General features: G+C 49.4%; 22 protein-coding genes and 1 riboswitch. Of the genes, 2 read left to right on the forward strand and 20 right to left on the reverse strand.

All coding sequences use genetic code 11. The features are described from left to right. Nucleotides 1-55: 55 nt before the first annotated feature. The 5 genes from AB4124_RS15085 to erm form a co-directional block, all read right to left on the reverse strand. Nucleotides 56-409 carry an SDR family NAD(P)-dependent oxidoreductase gene (locus tag AB4124_RS15085; protein ID WP_441973350.1) on the reverse strand — a complete coding sequence of 118 codons (354 nt, stop codon included), beginning with the start codon at nucleotides 407-409 and terminating at the stop codon, nucleotides 56-58. 295 nt (nucleotides 410-704) lie between these two features. Then, entirely contained in the window at nucleotides 705-1,718 is a 1,014-nt protein-coding gene (locus AB4124_RS15090; RefSeq protein WP_441973351.1) for a phosphotransferase family protein, read from the reverse strand. 222 nt (nucleotides 1,719-1,940) lie between these two features. Continuing rightward, a complete protein-coding gene (locus AB4124_RS15095; protein WP_339271185.1) occupies nucleotides 1,941-2,261 on the reverse strand; it encodes a thioredoxin family protein in 321 nt (106 codons plus the stop codon). Beyond that, nucleotides 2,258-2,635 (reverse strand): MerR family transcriptional regulator, encoded by a 378-nt coding sequence (locus AB4124_RS15100; RefSeq protein ID WP_076322957.1) that lies wholly within the window; start codon nucleotides 2,633-2,635, stop codon nucleotides 2,258-2,260. Before AB4124_RS15100 ends, AB4124_RS15095 begins: the two co-directional genes overlap by 4 nt. 128 nt (nucleotides 2,636-2,763) lie before the next feature. Continuing rightward, a complete protein-coding gene (erm, locus tag AB4124_RS15105; protein WP_441973352.1) occupies nucleotides 2,764-3,630 on the reverse strand; it encodes a 23S ribosomal RNA methyltransferase Erm in 867 nt (288 codons plus the stop codon). Nucleotides 3,631-3,977: 347 nt separating this feature from the next. Between erm and AB4124_RS15110 the strand changes: the two genes are divergently transcribed. Beyond that, nucleotides 3,978-4,406 (forward strand): GNAT family N-acetyltransferase, encoded by a 429-nt coding sequence (locus AB4124_RS15110; RefSeq protein ID WP_076322955.1) that lies wholly within the window; start codon nucleotides 3,978-3,980, stop codon nucleotides 4,404-4,406. A 37-nt stretch (nucleotides 4,407-4,443) separates the two neighbouring features. On the opposite strand, the gene AB4124_RS15115 is transcribed toward AB4124_RS15110, so the two are convergent. From AB4124_RS15115 to rlmD, 5 genes are all read right to left on the reverse strand, one after another. Further along, nucleotides 4,444-4,845 (reverse strand): iron chaperone, encoded by a 402-nt coding sequence (locus AB4124_RS15115; RefSeq protein WP_098742399.1) that lies wholly within the window; start codon nucleotides 4,843-4,845, stop codon nucleotides 4,444-4,446. Between the two features lie 142 nt (nucleotides 4,846-4,987). After that, nucleotides 4,988-5,692, reverse strand: coding sequence for a DNA alkylation repair protein (locus AB4124_RS15120; RefSeq protein ID WP_441973353.1), 705 nt, complete (start codon nucleotides 5,690-5,692; stop codon nucleotides 4,988-4,990). A 208-nt stretch (nucleotides 5,693-5,900) separates the two neighbouring features. After that, nucleotides 5,901-6,476 carry a 50S ribosomal protein L25 gene (locus AB4124_RS15125; RefSeq protein WP_441973354.1) on the reverse strand — a complete coding sequence of 192 codons (576 nt, stop codon included), beginning with the start codon at nucleotides 6,474-6,476 and terminating at the stop codon, nucleotides 5,901-5,903. A gap of 380 nt (nucleotides 6,477-6,856) precedes the next feature. Continuing rightward, nucleotides 6,857-7,414: a DUF4256 domain-containing protein gene (locus AB4124_RS15130; RefSeq protein ID WP_441973355.1), complete on the reverse strand. Its 558-nt coding sequence runs from the start codon at nucleotides 7,412-7,414 to the stop codon at nucleotides 6,857-6,859. A 77-nt stretch (nucleotides 7,415-7,491) separates the two neighbouring features. Continuing rightward, complete coding sequence (gene rlmD, locus AB4124_RS15135) at nucleotides 7,492-9,090, reverse strand: 23S rRNA (uracil(1939)-C(5))-methyltransferase RlmD (RefSeq protein ID WP_339271171.1); 1,599 nt, start codon at nucleotides 9,088-9,090, stop codon at nucleotides 7,492-7,494. 231 nt (nucleotides 9,091-9,321) lie between these two features. Between rlmD and AB4124_RS15140 the strand changes: the two genes are divergently transcribed. Continuing rightward, nucleotides 9,322-10,095 carry a sporulation protein gene (locus tag AB4124_RS15140; protein WP_441973356.1) on the forward strand — a complete coding sequence of 258 codons (774 nt, stop codon included), beginning with the start codon at nucleotides 9,322-9,324 and terminating at the stop codon, nucleotides 10,093-10,095. 83 nt (nucleotides 10,096-10,178) lie between these two features. Here the strand turns inward: AB4124_RS15140 and AB4124_RS15145 are convergent, their stop codons facing one another. From AB4124_RS15145 to AB4124_RS15190, 10 genes are all read right to left on the reverse strand, one after another. Then, nucleotides 10,179-10,853, reverse strand: coding sequence for a GntR family transcriptional regulator (locus AB4124_RS15145; protein WP_076322947.1), 675 nt, complete (start codon nucleotides 10,851-10,853; stop codon nucleotides 10,179-10,181). 58 nt (nucleotides 10,854-10,911) lie between these two features. Beyond that, entirely contained in the window at nucleotides 10,912-11,718 is an 807-nt protein-coding gene (locus AB4124_RS15150; RefSeq protein ID WP_441973357.1) for a Nif3-like dinuclear metal center hexameric protein, read from the reverse strand. Between the two features lie 106 nt (nucleotides 11,719-11,824). Next, nucleotides 11,825-13,450, reverse strand: coding sequence for an ABC transporter substrate-binding protein (locus tag AB4124_RS15155; RefSeq protein ID WP_441973358.1), 1,626 nt, complete (start codon nucleotides 13,448-13,450; stop codon nucleotides 11,825-11,827). 49 nt (nucleotides 13,451-13,499) lie between these two features. Beyond that, entirely contained in the window at nucleotides 13,500-14,372 is an 873-nt protein-coding gene (locus AB4124_RS15160; RefSeq protein ID WP_076322944.1) for a carbohydrate ABC transporter permease, read from the reverse strand. A gap of 15 nt (nucleotides 14,373-14,387) precedes the next feature. Next, complete coding sequence (locus AB4124_RS15165; protein WP_076322943.1) at nucleotides 14,388-15,353, reverse strand: ABC transporter permease; 966 nt, start codon at nucleotides 15,351-15,353, stop codon at nucleotides 14,388-14,390. Nucleotides 15,354-15,897: 544 nt separating this feature from the next. Further along, a complete protein-coding gene (locus AB4124_RS15170; RefSeq protein ID WP_256720549.1) occupies nucleotides 15,898-16,893 on the reverse strand; it encodes a hypothetical protein in 996 nt (331 codons plus the stop codon). 67 nt (nucleotides 16,894-16,960) lie between these two features. Further along, nucleotides 16,961-17,464: an RNA polymerase sigma factor gene (locus tag AB4124_RS15175; protein WP_441973359.1), complete on the reverse strand. Its 504-nt coding sequence runs from the start codon at nucleotides 17,462-17,464 to the stop codon at nucleotides 16,961-16,963. 135 nt (nucleotides 17,465-17,599) lie between these two features. Then, complete coding sequence (locus AB4124_RS15180; protein ID WP_430111557.1) at nucleotides 17,600-18,580, reverse strand: DMT family transporter; 981 nt, start codon at nucleotides 18,578-18,580, stop codon at nucleotides 17,600-17,602. Nucleotides 18,581-18,715: 135 nt separating this feature from the next. Next, a riboswitch (FMN riboswitch) is annotated at nucleotides 18,716-18,882 on the reverse strand. Nucleotides 18,883-19,112: 230 nt separating this feature from the next. Next, nucleotides 19,113-19,481: a hypothetical protein gene (locus AB4124_RS15185; RefSeq protein ID WP_441973360.1), complete on the reverse strand. Its 369-nt coding sequence runs from the start codon at nucleotides 19,479-19,481 to the stop codon at nucleotides 19,113-19,115. Nucleotides 19,482-19,649: 168 nt separating this feature from the next. Further along, nucleotides 19,650-24,764 carry a choice-of-anchor I family protein gene (locus AB4124_RS15190; RefSeq protein ID WP_441973361.1) on the reverse strand — a complete coding sequence of 1,705 codons (5,115 nt, stop codon included), beginning with the start codon at nucleotides 24,762-24,764 and terminating at the stop codon, nucleotides 19,650-19,652. Nucleotides 24,765-24,790: the final 26 nt, after the last annotated feature.

Raw genomic sequence — 24,790 nt, forward strand, 5'->3', positions numbered from 1 at the left:
CCTGCACCTCCTGATACCGATTATTATACATCAGCATCTTCGAAATGGGGCTTTTTCAGAGTATTTTTATAATGCTAATCATTAGCAGCAGCATCATCGGTAAATCAAACAAGAGACGTCTTCCCCTGTATACCGAATATCCCGCCACATTACCAAGCAATTCGCTGCCGCTCACGGAAATACTCCCCGCTCGCTCCATCATCCGTGCCACATCGTTGATTTCATGGACATCCGCCACGTACAGCTTCACAAGGAGCCCATCTGCAAGCAATTCTTGAACAGCCAGCCTCCCCTTCTCTTCGTCCCGGGATGTAATGACCACATGAAGTCCATTGGCAGCAAGCTGTCTTGCAATCTCTTTTCCAATTCCGCGGTTGCCTTTTACGTAACAATTCACTAATATGCACACGCAGCAACTCCTTCTCATTCGGTTAACCGCATTGTAAACCATCACATCATGTGAAGGTCAATCCGGAATTCCACAAGCATATAAGACAAACGTCTATCGACGTCCTCTCAAAGAAGACAGACCGCGTTTAGATGTTGTTTTTCTTGCGATATCAGGTAGGCCATGCTTCGAAGTTTATACTTTCTGATATCTAAAAAAAAGAACAGAGCTTAAGTCTGTAAAGACTGCTCTGTCCTTTATCCGAGACCTGACAAAATCGTTCAAGTTATTCTACTCAGTACATGATGCAATCCCACTATCTCAAGTAGTCCATGGCATAAACATAATCTTTTGCCCATTCGGAAAAGGTTAGTTGCGGATCCCAAGTGACTGCACCAATCGCTTTGGCACATCCCCAATCCAATATACGCTGATGGAGCATATGCACCCTAAATCGATCAACAAAGCCTTCCTTATTTGCAGAGCCCTGTAAGTACATCTGTATAAAATGCCGCGCTACCTCCTGTTCCTCGAAATCCCAGTACATAAGCACCATCTTAGGCAAATCCGCTGCTCCATCCCCAAAATATCCGGTTGTAAAATCAAAAATGCCGCTGATTCGCCACTCCTGGCAATCCGTATCATACGCTACCAGCATATTCTCTGCTTTGAAATCCCCCATAACAAAAGTGGGTGAGCCATGCTTATCGAACTCATCCGCCGAGTCACGCAGTACCTCTTCTACCCATTCCGTATCGGTTGGAGTGATCTGGGAATATTGTTTGGCATCCTCCAACCAAAACCGAATTCGCTGGTAGAGCCACTCTTTATAAGATCCCTCAAACGGGCGAATTCTTCGCGTTTTCGGATCGAGCTCGCCATACTGATCCACTTTCCAGCCGTGCATTTCATTTAAAATGTTAGCTGCTGAAGAGGCAATATCTATTCGATCGGCTGCATCAAGCCTTGCTCTAAGTTGTGGATCATTCATATGTACGCCATGAAGACGAGGCATGATCGCGTAGCTCCAGCCGAATATATCGATGGATTCATCTAACAGATATGGGGCCGATAAAGGCAGTGATGTATACTCTTGCAAATAGTCCGTATAAAATTTCTCTTCAACCAACTGCCCTGCATAAAGAGGATTTCCCTTTAATACATAGCTTCCTTGGCTCGAGTTAATGAACAGCGTCTGATTTCCTACTCCCTCAGACGTTTTCTCAGCTGAAATGAGGTTCCCTAGATGGTGTCTGTTCAGCATAGCTTGAAGCTGCTCATCCGTTACATGACCGATGGAGTTCGTTGAGAAAAAGATCTCTGTTGTCAATTAAAGCACCTCCTTAAAAATCTTCGCTTCTGCGCCTTGCCAGACATATATTTATTCACAAAAAATCCTATCATCAGATGATCCCAAACAGCTTCAGCAGCTTGTTACGGTTGCTATATAAGAATTCGATACACGGCGAATAATGCCCTCTTCATCAATAGAAAACGCCTCTGTGTCATCAAACATCAGAGGCGTTTTCGCTCATTCATCGATTATTCAATTCTATGATACATAACGGCCTATCGCCGCTTGATACACACTCTTAGGCCGAAGTCCAATAAGTTTGTCTGCCGGTTCTCCGTTATGAAACACAATCACCGTCGGCATGGACATAATGCCGAATTGAGCGGCAAGCTCCGGGGATTCGTCACAATCCACCTGATAGACATCCAGGCGACCCGCTTCTTCCTGACTCAGCTCATCCAGGATGGGAAGCAGCACTTTGCACGGCGGGCACCACTTGGCTCCAAATTCAACAAGAGTGACTCCATTCTGTTTAATCGCGCTTTGAAAGCTGGCTGCATCTATTTGTGATAAACTCATTTGCATTCCTCCGCTTCTTCCGATTCTCGTTCATCCAGAATCGATTGCATGCGTTCCTCCAGATTCATCTTGATATGATTCAGCTGGTGAATTTGCGCCTCGATCTCGGCAATTTTTTGACGGAAAATCGGGAACACTTCCGCGCAAAACGCCTCTTTATTTTTCAAGACGCAATGCAGGAAACCAGCGATCTGCTCGGTGGACAACCCCAGATTCAAATACAACTGGATCGTACGCACCTGTTCTTCTGCGAGGCTCGAATACTCCCGGTATCCGTTCTCGTTGCGAACCGGCATAAGCAGTCCTTGCTGTTCGTAGTATCGAAGCGAACGGATGCTGACTCCGGTACGGGCTGCAAGTTCTCCGATTTTCATGCTTCTACGCCTCCTAGATGAACGATTCGATTTCATTGTAAACCCTGACACTAGTGTCAGGGTCAAGCAAATTCTGCGAATATTTTAAAAGTGATCGTATTAGAAACGACGGAGATCTCCATCGAATGTTATTTTCTTTTCTTGGATTTGCCTTTGGAGCTTGTAGAAAGTTTCGGCCAACGACTTGACGGCACATGCTGGAGCATCGTATGGAATACAGTTCCCCACTGCTCTTCGTTCAGCCTACTGATGGGGAGCTCTCGATTCACCCCCAGCAATCGGACCAGCTTCGTAATCTGGGGAGGTGTGAATACGCCCGCTATGGCCACGAATAACGGCAGCCGCGAGTCCCGCAATCCGTAGGCTGCCAGCGCTGTAAACTTCGGCTGATGCTGCGTGGCAATGAGCGGCTTCTTCCTCCGGTTGATAGCTAGAATAGCGGAATCCACTTTGGGAGGCGGCGCAAAATGTTGAGGCGATATGGTTCGCACGAGCCGAATGTCGTAATGCATCCTCCAGCTTAAGATACGCGGATCTTGAACAGGAACTGCCGTAAAACGTTTGGCTGCACCCTTTTCCACAAGCAGCACGGCTCGCTGCAGCGGCACGCCGGGATGACCCAACAGCTTCGCCATGATCGGCGTGGTGATCGAATACGGAATATTCGCCACGACGGCAAACGGACTTTTCGGAAGAGGAACCTCCAGGAAATCAGACTGCTTGACGCGAATGTTGCTTCCATCTTTTATCTTGCTGAACAGTTTATCCACAAACGCCGGATCTGTCTCGATCGCAAGCACATGTGCCGCCTTCTCTGCCAGCGGAAAGGTTAATGCCCCTGTCCCTGCTCCGATATCGAGAACGGTATCGGTGGATCGGATCTGGGCCAAATCGATCATATCATGAATCAGCCGTTTACTGATTAATAAATGCTGCGCGGAAAAGTTAGACGGTTTCTTCAACTTTTCCCGATGATTTTTATTATTTTTGGACACAAAAAAGCACCTCATTCATTCGTATAGTAATGAAAAAGGCACAGCACAAATAATCCTTCGCATTTTTACATGAAAATGGATGGATTTAGATGTTCTGTACCTTCATTAACGAATACGTATGAATGCGATGCAACACATGTTAGGACAATCCTCCCTTAGATGAAACGGATAAAATAACAACCACAGTATAGCATAGGCATTCCCCTGCCTCACGGGCATATTCATTTAAAAAGATTTTTTACCGTCGGTCCATGGGCTGGGTATGGTATGTTGAGGAAGATAGGGTTCAATGGTTCCGAATCCTAATGAATATCAGTGAACCGGCATACTAGAAGGAGCAAACCGATATGCAAATCTATTTTACGAATGAAACTGTAGAATCAAACAGTGCCGATAACAATTACGTAAGAAACCAAATGATTGCGTATAATCTCAAGCACTTCCCAGACGACTTAAAAGGCCGGTACCAGGAAATCAATTTATTGTTGAGGAATGCGGACGGTCAGATTTTGGGTGGAATTGTGGGGGAAATATGCTGGAACTGGCTGGAGATCCACTACTTATTCGTGGATGAACCATACCGTAAATCGGGGTACGGAGCCAAGCTGTTGAACGAGGCGGAAAAAATAGCCATAGGGAAGCAATGCGAGTTCGCAAAGTTGGATACACTGAGCTTTCAAGCCTTGGATTTTTACATCAAGCAGGGTTATGAGGTATATGGCAAGATCGAGAATGCCGGACGGCATACGCATTACTATTTGAAAAAGGAACTTTAAAAGAAGGCAGTAAAACCGCCTTCTCTGGTCTTCCATCTCAGCTCTCCACCGACTTCTTCCCTTTTGATTTGCTGTTTGCCTTTTGCAGGTTTTGCTCGACCCGATATTGAACGATTCGGCGTATCAGGTCATAGGGCAAAGGCTTATCGATGGGAAATTGCAAGGTACCTTTGGACTTATGATATTCCTTTAACTCATCTTGGAACGCCTCAATACCGCTAGGGGCCGGGTAAAAACCGATATGCTTCTTAAATGCCGCAAAATGCACCAAATTTCCGTGAAAATCGAAGGTCGGCATCTGATAGCTGATTTTTTCCTTCGCTTCCGGGGCCATCTCCTTGATCACTTGTCTTAATGTCTGGAGAATGCTTTGAACTTCGGGAGTGCAGCTTGAAATATATTCGTCGATCGACCCGTAAACGATTTTATCCTCTTTCATGGAATAACGTCCCTTTCACAGGTTAATAGGTTTCATAAACGAGATCAGCGTTCATTTCCAGCCGTTTATCGCCTGTATCGCACACCAATCGAAACGTCCGTCAGAATCCCGCTTGCCTCGCCAAATAAAACGAACGAATGGTTTAACATCTCACATACTTGCGTTTGAAACCAAGCTTCCCTCTCTCGACTTCTTTTCTAATATTTTCGGAAGCGTTCAGGATCTTGCTCTTATCGCCCCGCTTCATCTCTACCGGTCCTACGGCCTTTGCGGTCTCAACCGCCTTATCATGGAGCGGCAAATAAGATACGGCTACAGTGTACATGAAATTATTCATCGCGGATTTCGTTCGGTCCGGAGACTCATGGATGGTCTTTTCCACCAGTTCGAGCATGGCCGAGATTTTACTTTCCGGGAACTCACGATCGGGTCTGCTTCCGAGCAGCCAGCAGTAACAGCTCCACCCCGCCGACATTCTAAGCTCTTCGCCGCTTGCTATCCATTGATCGGCAACTTCCTGCGCGATATCCGCCTCTGCCAACGTTACGGCAACCACATAATCGGACAGCATATAAAAATAGGCCGCATCCATCCAACGATCATAATCCGCTGCCGTCATCCCTTTAGGGTCTGCAATGATGCCGGCAAAGTACATGGCGTCATAGTTTCCGGTGGCGTAAAGCTGCTCAGCCAAAGGCTGATTGATTTTGATTTTCTTGGCAATCGGCTTCATGGCGCCTGTTGCTACGCCAAAGAGCGGTTCACGCGCCCCATTGGACAGGTACATTTTCTTGAGCCGTTCCTTGCCGAGTGCTTCAAGCTCCGACATTACGGATTCCACATTCATGGTTCGACACTTCCTTCATTGGCTTAGTATGCAGCTGCCGGGTAAGGCGGCAGGCCGCACTCCACATGACTTGAGTGTACAATAATAATGACGGCCAAGCCTAGTCTCTCTTGATGGAAAGTTCCGGATTCTGTTCAAGGTTTTAAGCAAAAAAAAACGGCGATTACTTCCCGATGGAATATCGGGAAGCAATCGCCGGCAGCAGAAGTTACATAGCCTCCGGTTCTTCCGACTGGACTTTCGGTGTCACCACTGACACAAGCAGTTCGTTTGCCGAAGAGATCAGCACGACGCCGTCAGGCAGTTTAAGGTCCCCGACATGTAAAGAATGCCCAATCTCCAGTTCGCTGATTTCAACAGGAATGGTGGCAGGAATACGGTCCGGGAAGGACTCAATCTCGATGAACGTGCTTTGTATTTGGACGACTCCTCCAAGTTTGGCTCCCTTGGCGGCACCGATGTAATCGAGATTCACTCTCGTGCGCACAACTTCATTTATATTAATACGTAAAAAGTCGACATGGATGTATTCACGAGTGATTGGATCACGCTGAACCGACTCCAGCAAAACCGGAAGCGGCTCCTGATCGTCAAAACGAAGCTCAAGGATTCCTCCTTTGCCGTTCCTTGCCCATTTGCCGAATTCTTTGGCGGACAGTTGAATCATCATATTCTCTCCCCCTGTGCCAAATACAATTGCCGGAATTCGCCCCGAAAGACGAAGCTGCTTAAGTCCGGTTTTGTTCATCGCGGCGCGCGTTTCTGCTCGTAAATTTACTCTCATCTCAACAACACTCCTCAGATTATCGTTATTTTGGGTGTACTCACCATCAATCATCCATAATGAACTACGGATTTCTCCCCCCGTAGCGGGGAAAGTAGGAGCACCATTGCATCACCTCCAGATAGACATTTAATGTAAAACGCTTTTATATATGCGAGAAGGCACCTCGTCCTATGGGAACGAAATGCCTAATTACTTGCTACCATATCATAGAAAAGGGGGGTTGTCGACCGCGGTGGTATGGGGGGTCCATTACAGGAAGGAATTCCGAGTGGTTATGATTATACGAAAAAGAGGAGCTTTCCGCCCCTCTGTGTAGTTCCATCAAAACATCTCATCTTTTTGTCCTACCGTACATTTATCGAAAATCCCTTCAAAATTCAGACCCTTAGCGAGCCACGGAATCCCCTGGCAGCATAGTATGATTCCGCTCCATTGTGATACACGAAGACAGTATCGTAGCGGCGATCACAAAAAATGGCTCCGCCGAGTTTTCTAATACTGGCAGGTGTTACCACCCAGCTCGATGTTTTCAAATCAAAATTTCCAAGTTTTTGCAATTCCCGGTATTGTTCTTCCGATAGCAACTCTATGCCCATGGCGGTTGCCATTTCAACAGCACTATTCTTCGGTTTGTGTTCTTTTCTTGATTCCAGCGCTTCACGGTCGTAACAAATACTTCGGCGGCCTTTTGGACTCTCGGCTGAACAATCATAAAAAATGTATTCGCCCGTCTTGTTGTCATGACCTACAACATCCGGCTCTCCGCCAGTTATCTCCATTTCATGGAGTGACCACAGTTTTTCAGGATTTGCTACGAGCTTTGCTTGTATGTCATCCCATTCCAGGCCTATATGGCGGTACATGTTTTTCTCATAGCGGGCTTTCAATGTATGGAGTAGCCCTTCACGTTGCTCTGTTGACAATTCCTTTGCCAAGTTAGATTCCCCCCTGATACAATTATGTGCGATACCCACCACGCCGTATAACTTTGAGCAACACTATCACATCTCATCTATTCTTTCCTCACCAACAACGTTACCGCTTCCACATGGCTTGTCTGCGGGAACATGTCGACAGGCTGCGCCCATTCGATTTCATAGCCGCCCTCCAGCAGAACCTTGCAATCTTTCGCCAGGGTTGAAGGATTGCAAGAAACGTACACAAACCGCTTCGGCTTGGTGCGGAGCACTGTCTCCAAGAAGCGCGGGTCCAGGCCGGTGCGCGGTGGGTCGGCAATGATGACGTCCGGCTTCATGCCCTCCTTGACCCAGCGCGGCAGCAGTTCCTCTGCCTGGCCGACGTGAAAGCTCGCGTTAGCACGTCCATTTCGCTGCGCATTGGCCTTGGCATCCTCGACGGCTTCAGGGATCGCCTCGATCCCGCGCACCTCCTGGGCATAAGGCGCAAGCCACAGCCCGATCGTGCCGGTTCCGCAGTAGGCGTCGATGACGGTTTCCTTCCCCGTCAATCCGGCTGCCCCCCGGACCGACTCATACAGCTTGACCGTCTGCTGCGGATTCAGTTGGAAGAACGCTCTGGGCGACAGCGAGAATTGCAGGTCGCTCAGCGATTCCTGCATGCTCTCGGCTCCCCACAGCGAGATCGTCCGGTCTCCGAAGATGAGCGAGGTTTTCTTCGGATTGATATTGAGTGAAATCCCGCTCACCTCCGGAATGGTAAGGCGCAGCAGACGAACGAGATCGTCCTGCCTTGGCAGCTTGCTTCCGGCCGTGACCAGTGTCACCTGAATCTCCCCGGATTGGAAGCCGTGGCGAACCACAATCGTCCGTACGCCGTCCTTGTTTCCATTCTCTTTGTGCAGCGGAATCCGCAATTCTTCGAGGACGGATTTGACCTTCTCCACCGCTTCATTCACCTTCGGGTGCTGAATCGGGCAGCCGCTAATGTCCACAATCGTATGGCTGTCCGCTTCATAGAGCCCTGCGATCACTTCATGGCCCTTCCGTTTCAGCTGCAGCTGTGCTTTATTCCGGTAATCCCATGGGTGCTCCATGCCGAGAATCGGCTTAAACTTCACGTCGTCACGTCCTGCGTATCGGCTGAATGCTTCACGCACGATATCCGTCTTGGCATGCAACTGTCCCTCATAAGAGATATGCTGAATTTGGCATCCGCCGCAAATACCAAACACCGGGCAAGGAGGCTCAATACGGTGAGGCGAACGCTTCTCCACTTCTACCAGCTGTGCCTTAATAAATTTAGGCTGGACCTCTTTTACCTCGGCTTTGACGACTTCGTTCGTGATCGCTCCGTCAATAAACACTGCCTTGCGGCGGTAATAGCCGACTCCTTCGCCGTTGATCCCAAGCCGTTTGATCGTAACGACTATAATGTCACCGGCTTGCAGCTCATCTGCGTGCTCACGTCCAGATGAAGGCCTTGGCCCGCGTACTTCTTGCTTATGTTTATCGGATGGTTTCGCCTTCGAATACGATGAAGACAATAACGAATCCTTGTTCTTCCTATGTTCACGCTTAAAAGCCGGCTTGGCCCCAGCTTGGTTCGCTGCAGTCCGCTCACCCGGCTTATTCCCGTATGCCGTTGATTTGTTGTTTTTGGTTCCTTGTCCAGAACGTCGTTGTTCACTCATGCCTTGATTTCTCCATCCTTAATGGTATCGTGTCCAATATACCATGCCGAACCTGCGAATGCTAACGGGCCGTGTTCTTTTTCCCGATTTCATCGGTGTTCTTCTGCTTCCTTGGCGTCAACATCTTCACCGCGTAAAACCGCAAAAAAATATTTTTGCAATTCGGAAACCAGAGGTGATCCCCCGGCGTATAATTCCATTATCATACATTCTCATATGGAGGTATCTTTTATGTCGTTTTTCAACAAAATGCTAGCCAGTGTAGGAATTGGAGCAGCCCAGATCGATACGCATCTCGAGAAATCCTCCTATTATCCGGGTGAAGAGGTACGCGGCATTATTCACATTAAGGGAGGGAACGTAGAGCAGACAGTCGACCACATTTACTTGAAAGTGATGACGGAATATACCAAGGAAAGCGACGACAAGAAATACATAGAATCCTATACCCTTGCCAAAATCAATATCTCCAGCCGCCTCACGTTGAAGCCTGGCGATCAACAGGAAATACCATTCTCTTTTCCCCTGCCGTTAGAAACACCGCTCACCATTTCACGGCAGCCGGTATGGATCCATACCGGACTCGATATCGATAATGCCATCGATCCGAAGGATCGTGATTTCATCGACGTTGAACCGAAAGCGGACGCATCCGTTGTGTTTGACGCCGTGGAAGCCCTTGGCTTCAGCTTCAAAATAGCAACATGCGAATATCATCCTAGATTAGGCCGGGGTGTTCCATTTGTGCAAGAAATTGAATTTTATCCTGGCTCCTCCTATGCCGGCCATATCACAGAGCTTGAATTGATCCTCTATCCGGAGCAGGACGGCATTTCCGTTCTGGTCGAAGTCGACCGCAGAGGCAGAGGCGTTTCAGGCTGGCTCCAGCGATCACTCGATATGGATGAACAGCATTCCTGGGTAACCCTGGATCAACAGGATCTGGATCAAGGTCCATCCCACGTGGCCCAAATGCTTGACCGTGTCATCCACAGATCGATTTAATGAAAAATGGCCCGCAAGGCAGCTCACTTGCTCCCAAGTGACACTCCTGCGGGTCATTGTTTTTTAATGAATGATATCGCTTGTTAAATAAAATAATGCGGGTACTTCTCGCGTAAAATATCCTGCTCCACAACGACAAGACGCAGATGACGCTCCATCACGTTCATGGCCTGCTCCGCTTGTTTATGGACGATCAGCTGATATATTTCCTTATGCTGCGAGATGATATGCTCCCAGTTTGAATCCTTGGACAGGCGAAGCAGCCGCAGACGGTTGAAATGAATATTCAATTGCTGCAGCATCTTCCAGGTCCGTTCTTTGCCCGTACCCTCAAACAGAATTTGATGGAACTCCTCGTCCAGCTCAAACAGCTTATAGAAATTATGGTTGCCCGCGCATACGTCCTGAAGCGCAATATTGGTTTCCAGACGGAAACGGAACTCTTCGGGGAAAAACTCACAGGCGAGCGCCACGATTTCCTTCTCGATCTTCTCCCGGATAAACCGGCCTTCCTCAACATGCCTGAGATTAATACGGGATACGATTGTCCCGCTTTGCGGAATGATGTCGAGCAGTTCCTCCTCGGCAAGTTTCATGAACGCTTCCCGGACCGGCGTTCGGCTGACGTTCAATTCATCCGCAATTTCTTTTTCCGAGATTTTCGTACCCGGCTCCAGCTCCAGATGGAAAATCCGGTCCTTCAGTAGCTGATATGAATATTCCCTGGTAGAGCCTTTAATCTTTTGCTCTGTTGACATATATACGTTACCTCTTTCTCCTATGCTCTATGTTCTCTTTGCTTACGTTATCCTCCCTCTATATTACCTGAATCAAGGGCACGGACGGTATATCATGTACGGGAATCTTCGGAAAAAACTCTCGCAGCCGCTCCGCCACGCAGACCATACCGGGCTCCTCGCTGGCGGCATGGCCAAGCAGGAGCATGGACGGGTTTCGGCCTTGGGCCGCCGCATCGCCGATGTATTCGGGCGTCTCCCATTCCGGGCCTTCGCCGGCGATAAGAAGATCCAGCCGCTCATTCACACAAAGGGGAATGGCGTGCGTTCCGCCGCCCCGGTAGCCAACGGTTATGCCGATTCTGGAGCATGTTCCTCTTTGGTTCCCGATATAACGAAGATACGGAAGATTCAGCTTTCTTTTTATATCTTCCACAACATCCTGAACTGTCATTTCTCCGGGCAGTGTGACTACGGCCGCTGTCGGAAGGTACTTATCGATATATGGTTCCCAGTCCAGCGCCTGAACCAATCCCTGCGTAATCATGTCGGGAACGTACCTGTGAGGCGCATCATGAAACCGGTAAATCGTTAGATTGGCGGATTGGATCAGGTCTATTTTATCCTGGTGGACAGCACTTGCCTGCATCCCTTCCACTCCATCCTCATGGTGGCTGTAAAAGACCCCCTCATGGGTAATCACAAGGTTTGCTCCCGCTTGTATGGCTCTCTGTAAAACCGAATGCGAGGCGGCGAACGTGACGGCAATGCCATGAACGATGGCATCCGCGCTTCCAGCTACAACCCTGTCCACCGTGGATTCAAAGTATCCCTGTCCCGCCGGTTCTGTTAACCGGTCGATTACGTCTTGAACGGTCACACTCAAATTAGAACAACCTCCTTGTCGTCAACATTGCAGGAGCATCGTAACCGTCCGAAGTTGAAAACAGGCTGCCTTTCCAAAAAGAAACGACAGCCTGTTGATCCGTTAGTTATTGTTGCTCTTTATAATTTTTATAAGTCTTATTCGCAATCTCCAGGTATTGTCCCACGCCCTGGCTATCCAGCTCCTTCACGAACTTGTCGTACTCGGCGAGATCGCGGTCGCCCAGAATGAACTTCAGTGTGTTCTGATCCGTGTAGTCCTTCAGCGGCGTGCTCAAAAGCGTCACTCGCTCGCGTTCTTCGACCGAGTACGGAATCGGCGGCTCCGGCTTCACGACGGTTTTCGTTTCGCTCATGCTCTTCTGGAACTGCTGCTCTTCCTCGCTGAACATGGATTGAAGCAGCTCGGTTGTACCGCCGTATGCAAACACCCCGCCCGAGAAGCCATGCTCGATCCGCAGATCCTTCGTTCCCTTCGGATTCAGTCCGTTGTAGTTAATGTCGTCCATCAGCTTGCGTACGCCGCCTTCCTTGGTATACGTCACGCCTTCTACGCCCCACTTCGTAAATTCCTGTCCCTCATCGCTGTAATAGAGCCAGTCGATAAACTGCAGGATGGCTTTAAAGTGCTCACTCTCTTTCACCTTGGAAGAGATCATCACTCCGTTCTCGAGTCGGCTGCCGGACATCAGCTGGCCTGCCGGGCCGCGGGGAACCGTGATTTTGCTGATTGCATACTTGCCTTCGCCCAGCGTTTTGTCCATATCATTACGGTGCTGGACCACGGTCTGGGAGTTGCCGTTAATGATGAAGGATTTGCCGGTCACGAACTTTTGCACAGCCTGATCGTCATCCTGGGTAAAGCTCTCTTTGTCCAGCAATCCTTCATCCACCAGCTTGTGGAAGTAGGCCAGCATATCCTTATATTCATCCGTTACTGCCGTATACACAAATTCATCCGTGTCTTCCTCATACGTAAGTCCGCTGCCGTAACCCCATCCGCCTTTGGTGCCAAAGCCCGTAGCCGCGATGTTCAGCGTACTGTTGAATTTGAAGCGGTCGGAGAACGGCGTAACGTCCGGGTAATCCTGCTTCAGCTGCTTCATGGCCGTATACAGCTCATCCCAGGTGGTCGGAATCGCGATGTTATGCTTTTCGAAAATATCCGTACGCACGATCAGCGTATAGTCCGGCCACACCGCCTCATGCAAGCCAGGAAGCACATAATATTTCTTGTCCTCTTGGCGAAGTCCCTCCAGTTCGCTCTCCATATCCCATTTCTCGATCTTGGCCTTGAAATTCGGCATCAGATCAATGTAATCGCTAATCGGCAGAATTGCACCGGAAGCCACAAACGCGGATTCCTCCCCGGGGTAAGTCTTCGGAATGACCAGCGGAGCGTCACCGGAGCTGATCAGCAGACTGCGCTTTTGACTGTAATCACTCATCGGCACGATCGTCGGCTTCAAGGTCACGTTTGTCATTTCTTTTAGTTTAGCAAAAAGCATCCAGTCCTGCTTGTAAGGATAAGCTGGCTGGTCGCTGTAAAGGATGGACAAATCGAAGGGCTCCGTCGCCTTGAACGTATCGCCTACCGCGTAAGTTTCCATGGCGCCCTTATCTTGATTCTCGGCCTCTTTGCCGCCTGTTTTATCGGTACACGCCGCCAATACCGCAACAATCAACGATATTAATAAAGCTTTGCCAGCAAACGAACGAGGACTTTTTTTCATTTTCCTATTCCCCCCAAAATATCAATAATGGCCAATCGGATGGATAATCCTATTGCTTTACGGACCCAAGCATGATGCCGGTTACGAAATATCGCTGCACGAACGGGTAAATCGTCAATATCGGCAAAATGGTCAGTACCATGGTCACCGATTTGATATTGGCGGATATCTGCGTCAAGTTATCGGCAGAAGTGGCGCCTGCGGAAGTCACGCCTGTCGCGCCCGCTATCATGTTCCGCAAATAAATCGTGACCGGGAAGAGTTCCTTCTGATCCAGGTACAGAAAGGCCGGAAACCAGGAGTTCCAGTGCCCGACTGCATAGAAGAGGACCATGGTCGCGATCACCGCTTTGCTTAAGGGCAGCACGATCCGGAACAGCATGCCATAGGTGTTCAGGCCGTCAATGGCCGCGGCTTCCTCCAGCTCTTCCGGCATATTTTCAAAAAAGGATTTCATGATGAGCATATTGTAGATGCTGATAGCTCCCGGGATTACAATGGCCCAGATCGAGTTGCTGAAGCCGAGGCTGTTAATGAGCACATAGTTCGGGATCAGCCCTCCATTGAAGAACATCGTGAACACGGCAAACATCGTCAGAAACTTGCGGCCTACTAACCTTTTCTTGGATAAGGCGTAAGCAAAGATCGTTGTTAAGAACATGGATATCGCAGTGCCAACCACGCTATAAACGACGGTGTTTTTGTAATTCGTCCAGAACATGGCGTCTTTGGTCACGGTTTTGTAGGTATCGATATTGAAGCCTCTGGGAATTAAGTTCACCTTCCCTGAGTTGATGTACGACTCGCTGCTGAAGGATTGAGCAACCACGTTCAGGAAGGGGTACAGCGTGATGAAGACAACGAACAGCAGAATAATGGCATTGCACACTTTGAATGCCTTATAGGATCTTGATTCCTTCATATAGGCGCTCCCTCCTTACCATAAGCTTCGATCCGTCAGTCTTCGCGAGATCGCATTCACGGAGAAGACCAATATAAGTCCGATCACGGACTCGAACAATCCGATGGCTGTAGCATAACTGAAGTTGTTTGATACGAGACCGACCCGGTACAAGTAAGTCGAGATGACGTCGGCCGTCTCATAGATGACCGGATTGTACAGCAGCAATATTTTCTCGAACCCTACCGCGAGGAACGCTCCCATATTCAGGATCAGCAGCGTCACAATTGTCGGGAGGATACCCGGAATCGTGACAAACAGCGTTTGCTTCCAGCGGTTAGCCCCGTCGATCCTCGCCGCCTCGTACAGGGATTCATCAATCGTCGTTAATGCGGCCAGATACAGAATCGCGCCCCAGCCCATGCCCTGCCATATTTCCGAAGAGATATAGATCGTCCGGAACCACTCGGCGCGCTGCATGAAATTGATTCGTTCTCCATTAAAGAACTCAACAAGCGAGTTAACAGAGCCATTAACCGACGTCAATTGCAGGATCATCCCGGCAACGATCACGATGGACAAAAAGTGCGGGAGATAAGAAGCCGTCTGGACGAATTTCTTGAATCGCTTGCTCTTCACCTCATTCAGCAGCAGTGCAAAGATGATGGGAACCGGGAACGTAAAGAGCAAGGACAACGCACCAAGAAGCAGGGTGTTCTTGAACACGTTCCAGAACGCAGGGTCATGGACAAACATGTTGAAATAGTGGAGTCCTACCCATTTCTCCCCGTAGATGCTGCCTCCGGGCATAAATCGCCTGAAAGCGATCACGTTGCCAATCATCGGTCCGTATTTAAAAATGAGCAGGTACATAACCGGCAAAATCAACAGGGAATACAGCTGCCAATCCTTCCGGACCAGGGCAGCGACGGTTTTAAGTTTGGGTGTTTTCTTTGCTGTTTTCACTGCTGGCAAAGAATGATTTACAACTTTTGGCTCCATCGACGTTATTCACTCCATTCCGTATGGCCTCTTCTCATACCTCTTCATTCATGGAATACGGCCGTATTTCATTATCCATCTCCATTCAACTCTCGTTATGAAATCGCTTTCATTTATTGCGGCTATAAACAGGCTGCTACTGTTACGGCAGAATAATGGGTAATATCCGGCCTCTATTAATCCCCCCTCCAATGTTAAACGCTTACAATTATGTTCAAAAAATAGACTCCCGTATCTTGAACGTTTGACTGACAAAGTGAACCAGCGGCTTCTCCCACCTATGTAGAGAGTTATTTTCACCATACTAGTATAACTAGTATGGTAGTTAGTTTCATTTTAATGGACGTTTTCTACAATTTCAATACATTTTTTTCTCATGTATAAAATTCGATCCCATGCCTAAAAAAAAGCCGTGAGCGCATTCAGGCTATGGCCTGTTGCGTCACGGCTTTCGGATTCCATTCCTGCCTAGGTATTCATCATGCATAAAGGGCAGAAGTCTTCGCTTCTGCCCCTCGAGGTTTCCCCCTTGCCAGCTCAAGATTTACTTCAGCTCCGTCACGTTGCCGTCAATGCTGATACTCTTGATATCCATATCCCCCAGAAAAACAAGGTTATTCTTGCTGTCCAGATTATACAGCCATTGAAACCCTCTCATTGTCGTACTTGTCGAGCTAGCATGAAGGATCAGTTCTGATCCGTCCGCGGCGGTGACCTTAACCTCCGGCGTGTATTCCGGCAGTTTATCCAGCTCACCGTCCGTACGCTTGCCTTCGATGGCCACACCGATGGAAGATACGCTAATAGTGCTGAGAGACAGTGCTTCCTCACCCTCATCAATCGTCAGATTCAGGCTCTGCTCTCTTTGCTTGCCGGGAGAAATGGTGAATTTAACATCCCATGGCCCTTCGAAGGTATGGGTGTCGTCCGCTGCCGTGATTCGATCGGCTGTAATCCGTGCCTTTAACCCGTCGAGGTCACTCATCGCATCCATCTCAAATACGCCGACAAGCTTTTTGTTATCGTCAAGAAGCTGCTGCCCCACCATATAATTCACATTATGTTCCGTTTTCAGTTCAAGTCCGGGTATCGAAACACCCGCTGGGAATGGCGTACCATCCTCTTTCGTAAAGCTGACAACCAAATAGCCGCTGTTACCGACATATATGCCTTCTTCAACATTCATGGTCACCCCGGACACGGTATCACTTCCTTGTATGGGTGATCGCTCATCTTCCGCAATGGACGCGGATTGACCGAAGAACTGCTTCAAACTATCCATGTATTGGCTCGCAAAAGCGGTCGTGCTAAGTATCATAATCATCGCCGCAGCGATAACGATACTCGCTTTATATTTTTTTACTTTCCTGTTTTTAAACACCATCGTTTCCTCCTCTTGAATACGGTTCATCGCTCGGTTCTTGATTCGTTCCATACTGATCTGCTGCGTCAACTCGCGTTCCTCTTCCTCCGTAAGGAGGAGATTGTCCAGCTCCTGATTGTCGATATTGGCCATAATATCTACAATTCGCCGCTTCACTTGCCTCCATCCCCTTTCGCTATCGATTTGAAGCTTCACTCCTATAGACACGATCCTTATAGAAATCCTACGGATTCTCGGTTTCATAATGAATGCGCAGTTTGTCCCTTGCCCGGCGGATCCGAGCGGTGACGGCTTTCTCCTGCATATTCAGCCTGCTTGCAATATCGCGGACTTTCTCCAAGTAGAAGTACCTGCGGATGAATATTTCGCGATCCGGTTCGCCCATACCCTGCACCATGCCGCTTATCGTTTCCTTCTCCTGCCGGAGAATAGCCAATGCCTCCGCTGAGGGGCAAGAAACGGCATCATCTTCCAACTCGGATTCAATGACCCGCTGTCTTTTTCGTAAAACATTCAAAGTATGATTACGCGCGGCGATGGCCAGATAAGGCTTGAGACTATCTCCGCGCAGCATGATTGTGGACCCGTCTGTCCACAGCTTGACCAGCACGTCACCGGTGATTTCCTCCCATCCAGCAATGTCCGATCCTCCATGGACCCTCCCCCCTTTTATAACCATCTGTTTTGTTGAACCAAGCCATAGATCCGGTGCTACTATATAAGACACCTATAATTCCAAAAACCCTACACATCTTTCGAAAAAATGATCCCTTTGCAAGGGCGACAGGTCCATTGGGCAGCTTTGTAACGACAAAAAAGCCGATCCATTTCGGACCGGCATTTTTTGCAAACTTTTATGAAATTATTGTAATTGTGGAGAAGCTTCGGATTGCTGTCTGGAAATGATAAACAGTACGATCCAGATCAGCAGGAATCCCAGAAGCTGAGGACCTGTCACGATCTGCTGGAATACGATCCAGTTGATGAGCACGCCCACCATAGGAAAACTCAATTCCGCAAGTGTTGCCACGGAGGCTTTGGTCGTGGTTAACCCTTTATAATAAACCAGCAAACTCAGGAGACCCGGCAGCAATGCCTGACCGATCAGGTTCAGTGATACCAAGGCAAATGCCCCGGTATTCCAGGCCGGCATATTCCATGCTGCCCCCTCACTCCATGTAATGACGGTCAGGAGCGGCAGTGCCAGCACGAAACGCAGCGAGGTTACCGTCTCGTATTTCAGTTTGCCTACCATCAGGCGCCCCATGACCGTTGAACCGCCCCACAGGGCTGCCGCACCTAAGGACAAGAGGCTGCCAACTTGAATAAACTCGTTCCAATGGCCAATCGGAAGGGTTAGGCCAAAGGTCAGTAAATACGTGCCCGCCAAAGCGATAATGAGCAGTATCCCGAAATGGCGCGGAAGCTTCTCTTTCAGAAGTAAGCTGGCCAAAATGATGGCAAACAGCGGCTGAAGCTTCTGAAGCAGCAGGACGGCATTCAGATTGCCGCTCGACAGCCCCATCGTAAACAATACGGTAGCCAATGCCGAGCCGCCCCAGGATATAAACAGCAGCGCGCCGACATGATTCCAGCCAAGGCCTTTTAGTTCCTCGCGGTTCTTCCACAATACAGGGATTGCAATCAAGGATATAATGATGTGTTCAAGCAAAACGATCTGAGCCGAAGTCAGATTCTTGAGCAGAATGACCCGGAATAACGGGTCTACGCCCCACAGAGCGGCTCCCAAAACGACAAGCCAGAACCCTCCCTTAAAACGTCGACTTGCCTGTGCGTCGGAATCATAGGGTTTCATTTTGACCCCTGTATTCATATTACTCATCTTGCCCTCTCCTGTCTTGAATACGGAGGTCTTACTAGCAGAAAGCCCCCGCCATCGACATGTGTCGACGTATACGGGGGCTGATCAAATAAGCCTGCGTCGAATGGAAAATTTCCCATCTACGGCAAACTCATCTTTGATCTTCTCCCATCCGGACTTTACCGTCGGCCTTGGAATTGCACCAAGTCAGTCGCTGCATTCATGTTCGTGCCAGAACGCAGCGAGTCGCGGGCTGAGTTTCGTTCACGCCGGAACGAACCATCACCGCCGGTTAGGAATTTCACCTTACCCCGAAGATCCATATTCATGTTTTATTTTTGTCATGCATCCATACTAATTAACCGATAATCCCTATAAGCTTAGTTGATGAATTGAATTATAACATGAATCCTTTCATGTAAATACATCTATTTTCAAAATAAATGAAATTAGACTTAAATACAATGAAAAATCTCACGTTCAACCAAGACTTACTGAGAATTATACAGCAAGTATCGATTTGTTACCAGTATGATTTTTTGCCATTTTCCTTTTATGTTATATCGAATACCTTGAAGATGGACCGGGTACCGACTGCCCCAGCCTGGAGGCATAACAGATCGAGAGCTTCCTTGGTATTGAGGCTCATTCCGCCTGCTCGAGGCAACGCCATCGATAGATCTGTTGAACTGGCGGCGGTTTCACTCTCGAACTGCTTCGTCTCGCTTAATAGCATTTTGCTCCCATCCGGCCGAACCATATACTGACGCAAATAACCGCCTTCTCTAACGGTTACCATCTTTCCCTTGCCCTCTTCTTCCTTCTTGTTCTTCTGGAACAGCTGTTCAAACCCTTCTTGGGCTGGTTCGGCTTTCTTCGATTTCACAGGACTCCAGTATGTATATGCTGACTCAACGCGCATGAACTCACATCCTTATCCAATTGTTATTTTAACCCTTACTTCAATTATCGGATGCCTGAACACTTCTCTTTAATCGCTCACAAATGACTTAGATATAAAAAACCGCCCGAAAGGTTTCCGATCAACCTTAAGGACGGTCTTATAATTTCTAATGTATTCCCGCTTCGCTTAGTTCATGAACTTCAATGCTGCCAAAGTCCGCTTCAGAACAAGTGCTGCTTGTGCACGGGTAACCAAATCGAGTGCTCCGAAATTACCCTGATTATCACCCTGCACGATGCCTTGCTCAGTAAGACTGGCTACATGGGCAGCCGCCCAGACAGGGATGGATGCCTGATCTTTGAATTCATTACCAGCATTCGCGCCCTGGTATGGCAGGCTTGTCGGACTTACCGCTTCCATAGCCCGGGTAATCATCACAGCCATTTCTGCCCGGGTCATGCCGGCATTTGGTGAGAAAACACCATCTGTGCCGCCTTCGATCAAGCCGTAACGCAACGCTGCGCCGATCTCGCCGGCATACGCGGAGGCATCCTGGACATCCTTGAATGCTCCGCTCTCGATAACTGGACTAAGTCCCATCGCACGGACCAGCATAGCCGTAAACTCTGCTCGCGTGATTACCTTGCCCGGTGCGTACGAGTTAGCGTTAACTCCGTTCACGAGAAGCTTGGAAGCCATAGATTCGATTTCCGCTTTCGCCCAGTGTCCGTTTAGATCCGCAAAGGTTTTCTTGTACTGCAGCAGTGCATAAATGCCGTTTCCGGCATGCTTCACTTCGATGGCCGATTTACCGTTCCATGTCGTCGCTGCAGCCGGTACAAATCGGAAGGTTCCTGCATCGGCGTCATAGATTATAGCAGTGACCGAATTCGGAGCTGTTCCTGCCGGCAGCGGCAGGATGCGACTGACCACACGCTTCCCGAAATCCTTTACTTCTTGCTCTGCGCCCGGCACGCCAACCGCTACGCCAAACTGAAGTGCTCCATTCGCAGCCATCACGGCGCCCATGGAAGCTGCCTTGCTTGTCATAGCATCCACCACGCTGCTACCAGCCGGGGTCATGGATATTTTCACTTGGATGCTTCCGGAGCCTTGTACAGACTTCAAAGCCTCATCCAAATGCAGAGCCGTTACCGGAAGACGGAACGCTCCAAGTGCAGTCTCCAGCACCAGGGTCGTATTCGAATTCCGTTCCATCGCCTGCTTCAGACCTGCTGCCGAAAGGGATAGCTCAGCGGCACGGTTCAACTCAGGGGCCCGAATAATGAGTTCCTGCTGCCCGTTCGCAGACAATCCGGCAACTGCCTTCTTCCACGCCTCTTCCTTCACCGTAATGTGGTCCACAGCTCCACCTGCAGCGATTATTTTCAGATCCTTACCTGTCATTACGTTGGGCAATGATGTATTTCCACCCGTGGAAGGAGGGTTAGGCTGCGTTGTCGGCGGTGTTACAGAACCGCCTCCCGAACCGCCTGATCCTGAACCTGATCCCGGAGAGGAGCCGTCACCTGGATTCACCGGTTTCTTCTGCTCGGTAATTCGTCCCTCGACCTTCGGCGAGACCTTTCCGCCAAGCTTGGTCACGTATTCCATGAAGATTTCATAATCCGGATAACCCAGATCCTCGTTATATTTCCCTTCGGCAATCGCTTCGGCAAAGGATTTATATCCGTCCCCGCCCTTGGCCACAAAACTGTTCGTTGCCATCCGGTACGTTTCGGTCAATACCAGGGGTTTATAGCTTCCGCCCTTCATAATCTGTACATCGTACACTTTATTTCCTGCCGGAGCGCTAGGATCCCATTTGAATTTCATCCCGGCGATTTGCGGGAATTTCCCCGGCAGATCGGCCAATTTCGCACCGCTAATTCCGTTTTCCAATCCGTCCTTCAGCTGCTGTCCTGTGACGTCCATGACAAACAGCGTGTTTCCGAAAGGCATCACCGTGCGCAGCTCGCCCATCGTGATTTCACCTTCATCAATAGCGGCGCGAATACCCCCTCCATTGGTGAGGGCAATATCGGCGTTCTTAAGCTCCTTGGCTTTTGCCAGCATGCCATCCGCAATTAGATTGCCGAGATTCGTTTCCTTGGAGCGGACATTCTCGCGCTTACCGTCCAGCAGAACATCTGCTATACCGACTACCTGCTTCATGAGCTCTTCTAATTCGGCATTATAAGGGGCCAGCATATCCTTGGCCTGCTTGTCTTCTGCCACACTGCTATCCACCGGAATCAGCTTGCCGCCGAGCTCGCCTTCTCCGACGAGGACCTTGCCTTCCTTGTCAAATTGCAAGTCGACCCGGCCGAGGTATTTCCCCCATTCATTCGCTTGCACGATGACGGTTGGTGTTCCGTGTTCATTGTCCGTCACCACTTCCGGTGCATTGAGCGTCGTATGGGTATGGCCTCCAACAATGAGGTCGATGCCTTCAACCGCTTCGGCAAGCGCCTGATCTTTGGCGTAGCCCAGATGCGACAGACCGATGATGATGTTAAGTCCTTCCTGCTCCATCGCCTCCACTGTTGCACGAGCTGAGGTTACCGCCTCGTTGAATACCACATCTTTGCCCGGGCTGGACGTCTCGGCTGTATCTTCAGTGGTTAAGCCGAATACCCCGACCTTCTGGCCGTCAACTAGTAATGTCACATATGGATATACCCCGCTATTTGCCGTCGTCTTAGGCTGATCGGTATCGATCACCGCCGGCTTACGGATCAGGTGCGAAATGTTAGCATCCTGACTAAGATCCACATTCGCGCTGACGAGCGGGAATTGTGCCTTGCTTACGAAATCTGCTAGCGTCTTGGTGCCTTGATCGAATTCATGGTTACCGAACGTCATCGCGTCATAACCCATATAGTTCATGAAGGCCAGATCGGCCAATCCAAACCATTTGGTAAAATACAGATCGCCGGAAAATACATCCCCTGCATCCAGCAGCAGGCTGTTTCCGCCCTCGCTGCGGACCTGCTTAACCAGCGCAGCCCTTCTGGCGACTTCGGACAGATGCGCATGCGTATCGTTCGTATGCATAACCGTTAATTTCCATGGATCTCCTTCCGGCGAACCATCCGTTACCTTAACCGGTACTTCCGCTGATCCATAGCCATCCTTGCTCAGAACGGTGATCACGGCTTCACCTACGGATACCGGTGCAACCAGACCGTTCGGATCTACGGTAACTACCGTTTCATCAGAGGAACTCCAGGCCAGCTCGCTGGATCCGCCCTGAGCGGGATCAACGCTCGCTTGCAATTGTACCGGGGAACCGCCCGGATTCAGCGTGAGCGAAGAGTGATCCAACGTAATTTTGGTCACCTGAAGCTCCAGCAGTGCCACCGTTCCGCTGACCTCATTCGCAACCAGCAGCAGCGGGCGTCCTGTCTTGCTGTCTGCGGCCGGAATAAAGTCCAGTCCCTCCGGGCCGGAATCCGATGCAATCCCTCCGTTAAAATCCCGTGTATTGATGTAGTTCAGAAACGCCGGATCGGATGGGTTCGTCACATCATACGTCATTACCCCGCCAATGCGCTCCAAGCCGACAAAAGCCAGCATCTTCTGTCCTACCTTACCCACCGTTACATATTCGGGCTCTGGTCCTTTCTTGGAGCTGCGGCTGTCCAGATCGGTTTTGTCATTGCTGGCATTGAAATGATTCGGTAAACGCTCGGCTGTAATCTTCTCAAAATCACTGCCGCTGTCATACACCTGGGACATATCGGCTGCATTCCATATGGAGAATGAACGACCTCCGTACAGGTACAGTCCCTCATTGCCCATATCGCTGGCAACTTCAACCTTATCGTAGGTGGTTCCTTTGTCTGCCAGAAATTGTGCTGCCGGAGACAACGGATTCAAATTAGGTTTCATTTTGCCAATGTTACTTTCATTGCTTCGCTCATCCCAGCCTGTTGCGTCCCCTTCATTCGCGGACAGAATGTACTGCTGTCCATTCACGCTATAGGTCGCGATTCCGTCAGGCATATACATTCCGTAAAAAGGAACGTTCTCAAACTTGATTTGTCCATCCTTCAGAAGGTCAAGCTGATTCTCTGGTTGATTGAAGTCCTTATACCCGAGTCCCTTAACCGCTTGAATACGCTTCGCGGCGATATCGACCACGGCGATCGCATTATTCTCCTGCAAGGCGACGTATGCCGTCTGCTCATCTTCGGACAACGAGATGTACTCGGGCTCAAGATCATGAACAGCATCGTCCTTGTTTCCGGTGCTGCGAATTTGCCCGTCCGCTTCCACAGGTCCGCGAATATGTACCTGATCGTCCATGATCGACGGGTCATCAAACTTCAGATAACTTACTTCGCCCGATAGGGTGTCGATAATCGTAATGCTTCCTTCCGGATCAGAAGCAGTCTCTGTACGAGGCTCGCCTTCATCCGCTGTCAGGATATAACGGCCATCGGAAGTATACTTGACCATGTCCGGCTGGATGCCGGTTTCATAAGATCCGATCAAACCGCCGTCATAGTCGAGTACCAGAACCTTGCCGGCTTTTGCATGATCCTGCTCCTGAACAGCGACCACCACCTGCTTCGTCTTGGTGTTGATATCCACGCTGGTCAGGTCCCCATACAGAAAACCGCCCGTGCTTGCCAAGTCTTCCACATTGATCTGCTTGTCCTTCAGCAAGCTGCCGTCAGCGCCAAGTGACACGATTTCGAGACTAGCCGGCTGAGTTGAACCATTGACCAGATAGAGCTTCCCGTTATCCTTGTTGTATTTTACAATTTCCGCAACGCCGCCATCCTTATTGGAGGTCCCTACAGAATAATGCCCGATCATCTTCATGGCTAACTTGTCAGCCACCGGATCAGGCCGTTTCCCCAATACTTGCAATTTCACAGTCGATTGAGCCGTAGCAGGTATGGCTGCACTATCTTGTACCGTTACCTCAACCGTATATTCGCCCTCTTGTCCAGCAGCAGGCGTACCCGTAATAGATCCTGTATCAGACATAATGTCCAAGCCTGCCGGTAAACCCGTCGCCGAGAACGTATACGGTGCTTGTCCGCCATACACATCAACGGTTACCGTATATGCTTCTTCTGCATGAGCATCCGGAAAAATTTTATCGGTAATGCCGAAATGAACGGCAGCGACAGTTGCATCTTGTGATGCTGTCTCCATGCTTGCCGTCCGGAGTATCTCCTGTCCCTCTTCAGCCATCACGGTGCCCGCCGAAAATAGAGAGGCCATCGCGATTTCCGCCGCCATTAACAGCGAGACTACTTTCATGCTTTTATGCTTCAACTCCATATCCCCTCTTCTATCCTTATTTAATT

This window comes from Paenibacillus sp. 2KB_20 (assembly GCF_052115765.1).
GTDB lineage: Bacteria > Bacillota > Bacilli > Paenibacillales > Paenibacillaceae > Paenibacillus_AQ.

Bases quoted from the DNA above. Each gene is read 5' to 3' on its own strand.
- AB4124_RS15095 (WP_339271185.1), bottom strand. From the start codon at position 2,261: ATGAGTTTATCACAAATAGATGCAGCCAGCTTTCAAAGCGCGATTAAA.
- AB4124_RS15100 (WP_076322957.1), bottom strand. From the start codon at position 2,635: ATGAAAATCGGAGAACTTGCAGCCCGTACCGGAGTCAGCATCCGTTCG.
- AB4124_RS15110 (WP_076322955.1), top strand. From the start codon at position 3,978: ATGCAAATCTATTTTACGAATGAAACTGTAGAATCAAACAGTGCCGAT.
- AB4124_RS15115 (WP_098742399.1), bottom strand. From the start codon at position 4,845: ATGAAAGAGGATAAAATCGTTTACGGGTCGATCGACGAATATATTTCA.
- AB4124_RS15120 (WP_441973353.1), bottom strand. From the start codon at position 5,692: ATGAATGTGGAATCCGTAATGTCGGAGCTTGAAGCACTCGGCAAGGAA.
- AB4124_RS15125 (WP_441973354.1), bottom strand. From the start codon at position 6,476: ATGAGAGTAAATTTACGAGCAGAAACGCGCGCCGCGATGAACAAAACC.
- rlmD (WP_339271171.1), bottom strand. From the start codon at position 9,090: ATGAGTGAACAACGACGTTCTGGACAAGGAACCAAAAACAACAAATCA.
- AB4124_RS15140 (WP_441973356.1), top strand. From the start codon at position 9,322: ATGTCGTTTTTCAACAAAATGCTAGCCAGTGTAGGAATTGGAGCAGCC.
- AB4124_RS15145 (WP_076322947.1), bottom strand. From the start codon at position 10,853: ATGTCAACAGAGCAAAAGATTAAAGGCTCTACCAGGGAATATTCATAT.
- AB4124_RS15155 (WP_441973358.1), bottom strand. From the start codon at position 13,450: ATGAAAAAAAGTCCTCGTTCGTTTGCTGGCAAAGCTTTATTAATATCG.
- AB4124_RS15160 (WP_076322944.1), bottom strand. From the start codon at position 14,372: ATGAAGGAATCAAGATCCTATAAGGCATTCAAAGTGTGCAATGCCATT.
- AB4124_RS15165 (WP_076322943.1), bottom strand. From the start codon at position 15,353: ATGGAGCCAAAAGTTGTAAATCATTCTTTGCCAGCAGTGAAAACAGCA.
- AB4124_RS15180 (WP_430111557.1), bottom strand. From the start codon at position 18,580: ATGAGTAATATGAATACAGGGGTCAAAATGAAACCCTATGATTCCGAC.
- AB4124_RS15185 (WP_441973360.1), bottom strand. From the start codon at position 19,481: ATGCGCGTTGAGTCAGCATATACATACTGGAGTCCTGTGAAATCGAAG.
- AB4124_RS15190 (WP_441973361.1), bottom strand. From the start codon at position 24,764: ATGGAGTTGAAGCATAAAAGCATGAAAGTAGTCTCGCTGTTAATGGCG.